The organism is Xylanibacter ruminicola Ga6B6, from assembly GCF_000687715.1.
In the GTDB taxonomy this organism is placed as follows: domain Bacteria; phylum Bacteroidota; class Bacteroidia; order Bacteroidales; family Bacteroidaceae; genus Prevotella; species Prevotella ruminicola_B.
The window spans coordinates 162095-173301 of sequence record NZ_JHXD01000004.1 but is presented as its reverse complement, the minus strand read 5'-3'; the positions used below and the strand labels follow the sequence as shown (position 1 = coordinate 173301).

Genomic DNA, 11207 nt, shown 5'->3' with positions numbered 1-11207 from the left:
AAAAGAAAGCCGCTCTTCAATTTGCTGAAGGGCGGCTTTTTTGTTAGAGTTTCTTTTGTAAGTGGTAAGTACCACTTGGATATGTCTTTGAGGTTGTATCGCCGGGTAGGGTAACGATGGCGGTGGCACCTTCGGGAACAGTGAAGTTCCACAGCCACAGGTCGCCCTCGTATTTCCATTCGCTCTTGATCAAACCGGCAGCCGACTGGTATTCGGCTACCATAAAGCCTAAGCGCTTATCAGGGATAGGTTTCATGATTATCTGTTTAAAGCCTGGCACCTGGGTATCGGTGGCGATTCCGGCAGCAGTCTCCCAAATCCACTCGCATACGGCACCGTAGGCATAGTGGTTAAAACTGTTCATGCCGTTAGGTCCTAAGCCATTATCGCGGCGGTAGCTGTTCCAGCGTTCCCAGATAGTGGTGGCACCGTTGTCGATAGAGTAAATCCAACTGGGGTTCTTACGCTGGAAGAGCAGCTCATAAGCAATATCTACCATGCCGTTCTCGGTGAGTGTAGCCATCAGGATGCTGGTGCCTAAGAAACCGGTCTGCAAGCAGTTACCATGCTCCACAAAGTTCTGGCGTAGGCGCTGAATCGTACGCTCCTTAGCAGCACCCTCAACCAGACGGTTCTTCAACGCAAAGAGGGCAGGGGTTTGCATGGTGTTCAGCACGGCAGTCTTAAAGGTACCATCCTGATTCAGGAACTGCTGTTTCAGATAATTCTGGGCAGCCTCTGCCATCTGCTGGTATTTTGTGGCATCGCGACCTGTTGCCAGTGCCATGTCACGCATCATCTCGGCATCAATCTGCCAGTAGCAAGCACTCAGGTAATTCCAGTAGGCGATGGCATCAGGACGTGGCTTCCAGTTCTCGTCGAAAGCCAGGTTGATACATGTTTCCAATGCCTCACAGCTCAGCCAGTCGGCCCATTGGTAGTTACCATTCTCTTTTACGAGTGCCTCGTGGTTGTATTTCACCTCATTGATGTGGTTCATGAAGCGTTCCATCGCCTCCCAGTTCTCATCCACGATGGCTTTGTCGCCAAACTGCTTCCATACCGTCCAAGGCACAATCACACCGGCATCGGCCCAACCCAAACGCATCATCTCATTACCATACTGGGCAGTAGGCGATACACCTGGGAATCCACCTGCGGCACTCTGTGAGTCGCGTACGTCGCGGGTCCATTTATGGAAGAATCCGTCGGTATTAGCAAAGAATGAACCTGCCTCTGTAAATACTTGAGTATCAGCCATCCAACCTAATCGTTCATCACGCTGTGGACAGTCGGTAGGTACCGAGAGATAGTTAGAACGCTGGCCCCAAACAGTGTTCGAAATCAGCTTGTTAATCAGGTCGTTACCTGTGGTGATTTTTCCTATTTCCAGACCTTTGGCAATACTGGTTACAGGCAACGATTCCACGCGTTGAATCTCCACCTTATCGGTAGCGGTTACCGAGATGTAACGGTAGCCAAAGAACGTGCAGTGGGGATAGTAGCTTACAAAGCTTGGGTTGTTGGCAAAGGTGTAATCGATGCGAATACCTGTGTTCTGGATACGCAGGTTGCGACGATGTACACTACCTTCAGGCCCATCCATACCACGACGCTCGGCACCGTTGCCATCGTTCAGAATCTCTGCAGGCAAGCAGGTCAGTGTGGTACCTTCATTCGCTTTAAAGCTAAAGAACGGTACACCCGATGTGTTCTGTCCGAAATCCACAATCAGCGTTTCGCCAGGATTCAGAGTGATGGTTTCGCCCAGGGCATAGTTTCGTTTGATGATAACCTTACCATATTCGATATCCTTCTTGTCGGCAGCTTTTTTCTCGCCGGTAACGCCTTGCCAGATATAGGTGCTGACGGGACGTAATGCCAAGTCGCGACGCAGATAAACCTCTGCACCCTCTGATGGAACTATCTCACCTGTAAACTCGGTGTTTACTTCGGGAGTTGTGAGTTTTTCGATAGTAGCAAACCCAGGCAATTCGCGGGCATCAAAAGCTTCGCCATCAAAGATACCGGCATGCTTTACCGGACCTGCAATACCTGCTTTCCAATCCTTGCAGTTGGTACCGTAGTACTGTTTGGTACCATCGGCAAATGTCAGCTCCAGCACACCACGGAAGGCGCATTTCTTACCAATCATACCTTCGTGATCACCAGGGGTGATAATCTTGTCGGCCCACCAGCCCGGAGTTACCTGAGCCGAGAGCACATTCTCGTTACCTGTCTGCTTCTGGAAAGCATCGGTGATATCATAGGTAAACGAACGCTTGGTCTTGGCGTAATGCGTAAATCCTGGCTTCAGGATTTCCTCGCCTACAGGTTGTCCGTTCAGGTAAAGCTCAAACACACCTAATCCCGTTGTCATCCATTTGGCTTGTGTAACGGGCTTTTCGTTTTTGATGGTAGATACAAACCAACTGGCACCATCGGCAGCACGAATCACCTTATCGGCACGTCCTGTTACTACGGGGGCGTTCACTACCGAAATCCATTCGGCATTCTGCCAGGCTGATGCGTTGAGAGCTGTGGTTTTATGGCCTACCGTGGTGGGCTGCTCCAACAACATTTTACTCAGCAGCGAACTGAATTCACCAGTTCGGTCGTTCGAGTATTCCCAGTACATACCGCCACGCAGGTTGTTTTCAAGGATATACTGACAGATGGCGCCTAAGGAACGGGTTGTTTCGTAGGCCCATACAAACTCGCCTTTTTCGTTGGCAATATAATCGGCTTGGGCCACATCGCTCCATTGACGTGTGTAGCCAACGGGCAGGATACCCGTACGCAGGTATTCGTCAACACCAGCATCCTGTCTTCTGCCTTTTTGGTAGAAGGGCATACCCATTACCAGTTTCTCCTTGGGTACACCTGCCTTCAGGTGTGCCTCGACAGCTTCAGAGCCAGTGCAGTAACCTGAGATAGGCGAGGGGTAGAGGGCTGCATGGTGTGCCTTGTTGGGATCACTCATGTCGTACGACATTACATTCACCAAGTCGAGATAAGGCAGACATTTCTTAAAGTCGATATACTTTGCGGTGCAGATGGTGGCGATGGTAAGCAGCTTCTGTTTACCTAACACGCGGCGCAGTTCCTTCATCAGCAGCGTAAAGTTATCGATATCGTCGGGTGACGACGAGATACCAGCCTCGCTGGATGACGGGTATTCCCAGTCGATATCGATACCATCCAGTCCGAACTCATCTACAATGCGTTTGCAGTCCTTAGCAAAGGCAGCGCGGTTCTGTTTGGTGGCAGCCATTTCGCTGAATCGTCCTGCTGTCCATCCACCAATCGACAGCAGCACCTTCAGTTCCGGGTTCTGCTGTTTCAAACCAGCAATCACCCTTAGGCGTTCTGGCTTTTGGATATCTACACCATTAAATGTTTTGTTAACTGTTCCGAACGCATAGTTGATGTGTGTCATCAACGTAGGATCGGGAATCTCTGTTGTACCTGCGGTAACATAAGCTACCACTACACGATTTGTTACCTGCTTTCCGGCATAACTATGCCAGAAAACGCATAATGCGACAATTAGTAATAGAAGTCTTTTCATTTCAGTTTTGGGTTTGTTGGGTTTTAATAAAAATCCCGAAACCCGCAAAGGGTCTCGGGATAATTATTGTGTTTCAATCTATTTTTTAATAGAGTGAATAGTAGGTCTGCTTAGCCCAGAACAGGTTAGTGTAGTAACCAGTGCTTTCTGAGTAGTTGATAGCCTTAGCAGCCTCGCAGTTGTCCTTGTTGAAGTTCAACTCGTCGCTTGGGTAAGGCAGACGGTTTGGAGGAGTAGGATAGTCAGCCATCTGGGTATCCTTAGCAAACTTCACGTTGGGGAATCCAGTACGACGGTTCACGTTCCAAGCCTCCAGCTCGTTCAGGTAGGCGAAGTTCAGCCAGAGCTGAGTAGCAACGCACTCCTGAGTAGCCTTCCAGATCTTGTTGGCATATGCCTCGAAGTCGGCTGATGTAGGAACGGTCAGTGCACGGAAACCGCTGTATGAGTCGTTACCCTCCTTGTACAGTGAAGAAGTAGTCTTCATGTTCCAGTAGTATTCGTTAGAGAGTACTACACCCTTGATGAAGTTCTCCTTAGCTGTTGCCTCGTTAGCAGCTACACCGTAACCCATCAGGTAAGCCTCGGCCTTGCTCAGAGCTACCTCAGCAGCGTTGATCCAAGTACCATTCAGGTTAGCGTTGCCCTGATAAGCAGCCCAACCAGCGAAGGCGATGGTATCGATACGACAATAGTAATTTGAAGAGGTGATACCACGCTCCACATACTCCTTGTTCTTCTCATCGGCGATATTGTCAATCTCGCTGCTGGTGAGTGAGTTGTCGTAAGCAATGTACTCGTTGTCGGGGTTGCAATCGTAAATAGCAGCCAGACGTGGGTCGGTATTCTCATCGGGGATACCATTTGCAGGAACGTTCATAGCGTCGAGCATAGCCTGAGAACCAGCTGCCATAGAACTACCAGCCAGAGCCTGAGAAACACCCTTACCATAGTTGAAGTGGTCGGTAGCTGTATCACCGTTTACACCGATGTTCTGATCGTTGCTCTCAATCAGAGGATACTGTGTTGGGTTGCTCAGAATCTCCTGGATAGCGCTCTTAGCGTCGGCAGTCAGGTCACCATTGGTAGCCAGATGCAGAGCGATGCGCAGACGGAGTGAGTTAACATAACGCTGCCAGATGTCGGTAGAACCAGCGGCAGAAGTATAGTCCTGACGCTTCAGTGCGCTGACACCAGCTGCATTCAAGTTGCCAGCGGCGAAGTAATCGCCAACTTCCTTCAGGTCGGCCAGAATCTGCTTGTAGATCTGTACGTCGTCGTCGTATGTAGCTGCTGTCTTAGCGGCATCGTAGTTACCGGTCTTCCACAGAGTTCCTGCACCAGAGTAGGGAGCATCGCCCCAGATAGAGATAACCTCGTGGAGCTGAGCCTGCATCAAGGTACGACCAAGATAGAAGAAAATCTTGTTAGCAGCCTTCTCGTCGTCAGAGAGGTTGTTATAGGTATCCTCCAGCACACGGAACTGAGTCAGCATGTTGTAGAAATCCTGCCAACGGATATTGAAGTAACCCTCGCTGGCTCCACGGAAACGACCGCGGCCGTTAGCGTTACCGATTACACCCGAGAAGCAACCTGATGTGGTTGACTGGGTGTAATAGCGCCAATAATCCAGGTTCATCCAACGGTTACCTGCATCAAGCACGCCGGTGAACACCTGTGGAACGCCTACTGTTGTAGTCTTTGATGGGTCAGCATACTTCTCGTCAAAGTCTGAATTAGAACAAGATACGAGAGACATCATTCCCACTGCAGCAAAGACTGTAAAAAATATCTTTTTCATAAATCTTATAATCTTTTAGTTAGTTTCAAATGTTCTATTGCACCATCTATTAGAAGCTTGCACGGAGTGAAACACCGAATGTGCGTGCGCTGGCAGTTGAACCACCAACCTGTGCCTGATAGATCCAGTTAGTTCCATCGGTAGTCTCTGAATCGAACAGCTTCAGTGTACGATAGAGATAGAATGGGTTACGTGCAAATGCAGATACTGTGAGGTTGCTGCATCCGAAACGCTTGGTCCACTGTGTAGGCAGCTGATATGACAGGCTGATCTCACGGCACTTCACGTAGCTGTTCTTCTGGATAGCCTCCTGATAGCTCTGAGTAGCGCTGGTACCCCAACCGTACTGCATATCGTTGATAGCAAACTGAGTGGTGATGATGTCGTTAGGAGTTCCGTCCTCCTTAACACCTGGCTGGATAACACCGTTATCCCATACATAGTGACCGTCGATCATGGTTACACCACGCTGGTAGTTAGGAACCTGTGAAGGATCAACACGTACGATGCTAGCCTTATCGTCAACACTTCCTGTTGTGCTGTAATAGAACAGACCGCCTGAGAGGTAGTCACGAGCACCAACAGCATCCTTGATGATACCAGTATCCATATAGTACTGCCAAGGCTGGTTGATAACGTCGCCACCGATACGGTAGTCGAAACTCATATCCAGTGTGAAGTTCTTGTAGCTTACCGAAGCAGCGAATCCACCAACGGCATCAGGCATAGCGTTACCTACCTTGTGACGCTCAGAAGTATCGGTGATGTACAAACCATCCTCGCCTACGATACGGTTACCGTTCTCGTCGGTCTTCCAAGTGTATGTGTAGAAGTCACCCATAGGCTCACCAACGTGTGACTCAAGGGTAGCTGCACCGTTATCCCAGTTAGCGTGTGAAAGAACATCCAGACCATCGGCCAGTTTCTTTACCTTATTCTTATTAACGGCGATGTTAGCACGCAGGTCAACACGCCAGTCCTTATTCTCGAATGGAGTACCATAGATACTGAACTCAGCACCTGAGTTAGTCAGCTCACCTACGTTCATCAGCATGCTCTGAGCACCCATAGAGTAGGCAGAAGTTGTCTGCAGAATCTGGTCCTTGATATCATTGTGGTAGTAAGAGAACTCGAAACCTAAGCGGTTGTTGAAGAACTTACTCTCGAGACCAATCTCGAACTCGTACTTCTTCTCAGGCTTGATGCTCTCGTTACCTACAGATGTACTCATGTAGTTGTAGATGTAAGTATCACCGTGCTGCAGGTTGCCCTGGCTGTATGCCAAGTTAGCGCGGTAGATCTCAGGAGCGTTACCTACGATACCGTAAGAAGCGCGAATCTTACCATAGTCGTACCAAGCTGGCTTGTTGTCCTTCATCAGCTCTGTGAACAGAATGCTGGCACTGGCTGATGGATACCAGAATGAGTTGTTGCCCTTCTTCAGGGTAGAGGTCTTCTCGTTACGGATAGTACCCTCGATGTATGCCCAGTTATCGTAGCCGTAGCTAGCGGTGAGGAACATACCTGTGCGAAGCATATCCTGCTTGTTCATGTTGGCGTTCTTGGTTCCTACAGAAGCTGCGAGGTTAAACCAGTTCTCCTGGCTCAGACCCTGACTGGTGCTAACGCTTGACATGTAGTATGTCTCCTGACGGGCGTTGTAACCGAAGTTAGCCTGTACGTTGTGAACATCAGCAAATGTCTTGTCGAAGCTCAGCATTACGTCACCGTAAACAATCTCGTACTTGCTGTTCTCGAGTGCGTATGCATCGCTGTACTGACCGTTAGAAGAGAAGATATGTGCATTCTCTGCACGGTTCTTATTCTCAATCTTATCTGATGTCAGGTCGGTAGCAATACGTGCACCAAGTGTCAGACCAGGGATAATCTCCCATGTTGGGTTGATACTGCCGATGAAACGCTGGTGATCCTCAAGCTGCTCCTTACCAAGGATGTTCCAGAAGTACTCGCTGATCAATGAGGTAGAACCCATTGGGCTGTACAGGAACTGCTCGTCGGGAGTCAGAGTATTGGTAGTACCACCGTTTGCAGCATATACGCTGTTCAGATAACCGAGACTTGTCATAGTGTGCTCACGGATGTACTTAACATCGGTGAAGCTACCGAACATACCAGAGTAGTTCTGGACGATACGGCTGATACGATAAGGACGGTTCTTAATGAACTGCTTCTGATAAGTAGCGGTATAGTTCAACTTAATGGTGTTGGTAATATCAAACGAACCATTTACATTAAAGTTGTGCTTGTGGTTAGCAGAGTTGAACTGCATGGGCTTCACATCGTTGAAGTTGTATGAGAAGCGGATGTTGCTACGCTCAGAACTGTTAGTGATAGCAACATTGTAGTTCTGGTTGAAACCTGTGCGGAATACCTCGTTCCACTGGTTGCCACCGATAGGCGAGTAAGGACGCTTGGTGCCATCGAAATAGGTTATCTCTCTGCCATTGTAGCGGGGGCCATATGAATAGTAACGTGGCTGAGCTGGTGTTACGATGGTATTGCCATTGCGATCAAACATAGTCTGCTTGAAACCTGTAAGACAGTCCATATTATCGTCTGAACCATAGGCCCAGTTGTCGAAACCAGGACCGAACTCTGTCTGCATGTCAGGCATGTAGGCAATCTTATCCCAGCTTACGTTAGCGCTGAAGTTTACACGTGTACCAGTACCCTTGGCAGCCTTCTTGGTGGTAATCATTACAACACCGTTGGCAGCCTCAGATCCGTACAGTGCAGAAGCGGCAGCACCCTTCAGGATTGAGATGTTCTCGATATCCTCTGGGTTGATATCAACCAAACCGTTTGAACGGATACGCTGGTTGTCCCAGTAGCCTTCGTTATTGGTATTACCGTTGTGGATGGGCACACCGTCCATAACGATCAGAGGCTGGGTGTTACCAGTGATTGATGACATACCACGTACCGAGATAGATACAGCAGATGTGTTACCACCAGGGGCTGACTGGATGCGAACACCAGGAGCCTTACCATACAGGGCTGATGCGAAGTTAGAAGCACCAGTCTTGATCAGCTCGTCGCTGTTGATCGAGCTGATGGCGTAACCCAGTTTCTTCTGGTCTTTCTTGATACCAAGAGCTGTTACAACCACCTCGTTCAGGGTAGTAGCTTCTTCCTCAAGAACAATTTTGAGAACTTTGCCTGTCTCGGCTTTTACCTGTTTTGGGGCAAAGCCAATGTAGCTGACATTAAGCGTAGCTCCATTGCGACAAGAGATGGTGAAGTCGCCATCGTAGTTAGTAACCGTTCCGGCTTGGGCGCCTTCGACCTTAATAGTGGCTCCAATAATGGGGTCACCCTTAGTGTCGAGAACACTTCCCTTAACCGTAACATTCTGTGCATTGACAACTGCTGCAAAAAGCAGACAAATGGCCATCATACACGCTCTCATGTGAGAGCTAAGAAAGTAATTTCCCATTTTCATGTTGTTGGTTTTAATTAATTGAATAGTAATTATAGTTATAAAAACGGTGCAAATCTAAACATAATTATACAAACTAGCAAGACTTTTAGGTTAATTTAGGTTAAATTCATATAATAATCTTGCATTTTGTTCTGTTATCGTGCACTATTTTATAATTTTGTAAGCGAATTGCTAATATACCTATTTAAATTATGAAATGCTTAAATAAATTTATTCTGGCGTTGACCATGACTGCAGTGTCTGGTCAGGTTATGGCGGCAGATGCTTGCCAACACAAAAACGAGTTTACTAATTATGTTAATCCCTGGATTGGTACCGGAGGTCACGGTCACGTATTCCTGGGTGCAAATGTGCCCTTTGGCGTGGTACAGCTTGGCCCCACAGAGCACACCCACGGATGGGACTGGTGTTCGGGCTATCACATCAGCGATTCGGTACTGGTAGGTTTTGGTCATACCCACCTGAGTGGTACGGGTATCGGCGATCTGGGTGATATCGGTTTCCTGCCAGTGGCTCATTGCAGCGCTACCGAGACTAAGTTCTCACATGCCAACGAGTCGGTTCGTCCAGGCTACTATGCCATCCGTTTGCAGCAGCCTAATGTTTTTGTTGAGCTCACTGCTACAAAACGCGTTGGTTTCCACCGTTATACATTCGGTGCCGACAATCATAAAGGTATGCTGCGTATCGATTTGCGACAGGGTACCGGTTGGGACAACTGGCGTAAGAGCGGTTTTTCTGTAGAGAGTCCTACCATGGTTACCGGCTTCCGTCAGTCGTCGGGTTGGGCCCGTAATCAGCATGTGTTCTTTGCAGCCGAGTTCTCAACCCCTGTAAAAGTGAAGAAGCAGGTAGGCGACTCTATCATGGTGCTTACCTTCGAGGATATCTCAAAGCCTGTGATGGTAAAATGTGCCATCTCGGCAGTAAGTGTCGAGGATGCCAAGGCTAACCTCAAGGCCGAGCTGCCAGGTTGGGATTTCAGGGCTACCGTAGCTGCTGCTAATCAGGCATGGAACGACGAGTTGGGTAAGATTGATGTAGATACCGACGATGAGACCGTTCGTACCATCTTCTATACAGCCCTTTATCACACTATGACCGCACCATCGGTGTTCAGCGATGTTACAGGCAACTACCGTGGTGCCGATGGTAAGGTGCATCATGGCGACTTTACCAACTATACCACCTTCTCGCTCTGGGATACCTATCGTGCAGCTCATCCTTTGATGACACTGATTCATCCTGAGAAGCAGAAGGATATGGCTGCCACTTTCCTGCACATCTTTGAGCAGCAGGGCAAGCTGCCTGTATGGCACCTGATGGGTAACGAGACCGACTGTATGGTGGGTAATCCCGGTGCTGCTGTGCTGGCCGATATGGTACTGAAAGGTTTTGTTGCCGATAAGGAGGCTGCCTTTAATGCCATGAAGACATCGGCTATGCTTGATGAGCGCAGTATGGATCTGCTCAAAAAGTATGGCTATCTGCCTTACGATAAGGATTCTACTTTCCAGACGGTGGCTAAGGGCTTGGAGTATGCACTGGCTGACGACTGTATCGCTAAGGTAGCTAAGCTGTTGGGTAAGAAGGCTGATTACAAGTACTTCTACAACCGCAGTCGTGGCTATAAGCATTATTTCGATCGCAAGACGTTGTTTATGCGTGGACGTGGTAGCGATGGTAGTTTCCACGAGCCATTCAATCCATTCAAGAGTGTACACACCGCCGACGACTATACCGAGGGTAATGCTTGGCAGTACACCTGGCTGGTACCTCACGATGTACACGGACTGGTTAGTTTGTTCCCCAGCGAGAAGCGTTTTGTTGAGAAGTTCGACTCACTCTTCATCGTCAGTGGCGATATGGGTGCCGAGGCTTCGCCCGATATCTCTGGTTTGATTGGACAGTATGCACATGGCAACGAGCCTAGTCACCACATATTATATATGTATAACTACGTAGGTCAGCCTTGGAAGGCAGCCAAGTTGCTGCGTCAGACCATGAGCGAACTCTACTTCAACGATTTCGACGGTCTGTCGGGTAACGAGGATGTAGGTCAGATGTCGGCTTGGTATGTCATGTCGTCGTTAGGTCTGTATCAGGTAGAGCCAGCAGGTGGTAAGTACATCATCGGCAGTCCACTCTTCAACGAGGCTAAGGTTAACGTAGGTGGCGGTAAGACATTTACTGTTAAGGCTCATAACAATAGCAAGGAGAATATCTACGTACAGAGTGCCAAGTTGAACGGCAAGCCTTATGCTAAGTCGTATCTGATGTTCCAGGATATCGTGAAGGGTGGTGTACTCGAACTCGAGATGGGTAACCAGCCTTCAGCATGGGGTACTCAGATTAAGAACCGTCCTTAATGC

The 11207-nt window shown here is 48.7% G+C and carries 4 protein-coding genes; 1 reads left to right on the top strand and 3 read right to left on the bottom strand.

The features are described from left to right. Positions 1–43: 43 nt before the first annotated feature. The 3 genes from T500_RS0104655 to T500_RS0104645 form a co-directional block, all read right to left on the bottom strand. Positions 44–3571 carry a family 78 glycoside hydrolase catalytic domain gene (locus T500_RS0104655; RefSeq protein WP_230580843.1) on the bottom strand — a complete coding sequence of 1176 codons (3528 nt, stop codon included), beginning with the start codon at positions 3569–3571 and terminating at the stop codon, positions 44–46. A gap of 85 nt (positions 3572–3656) precedes the next feature. Continuing rightward, positions 3657–5372 carry a SusD/RagB family nutrient-binding outer membrane lipoprotein gene (locus T500_RS0104650; protein ID WP_028907140.1) on the bottom strand — a complete coding sequence of 572 codons (1716 nt, stop codon included), beginning with the start codon at positions 5370–5372 and terminating at the stop codon, positions 3657–3659. 49 nt (positions 5373–5421) lie between these two features. Then, on the bottom strand, positions 5422–8790 hold the full coding sequence (locus T500_RS0104645; protein ID WP_028907139.1) for a SusC/RagA family TonB-linked outer membrane protein: 3369 nt from the start codon (positions 8788–8790) through the stop codon (positions 5422–5424). A 236-nt stretch (positions 8791–9026) separates the two neighbouring features. Here T500_RS0104645 and T500_RS0104640 point away from each other — a divergent pair, with 236 nt between their 5' ends. Then, the gene (locus T500_RS0104640; RefSeq protein WP_028907138.1) at positions 9027–11204 is read left to right on the top strand and encodes a GH92 family glycosyl hydrolase; all 2178 of its coding nucleotides are present in this window, start codon (positions 9027–9029) and stop codon (positions 11202–11204) included. The last annotated feature ends 3 nt before the right edge of the window (positions 11205–11207 follow it).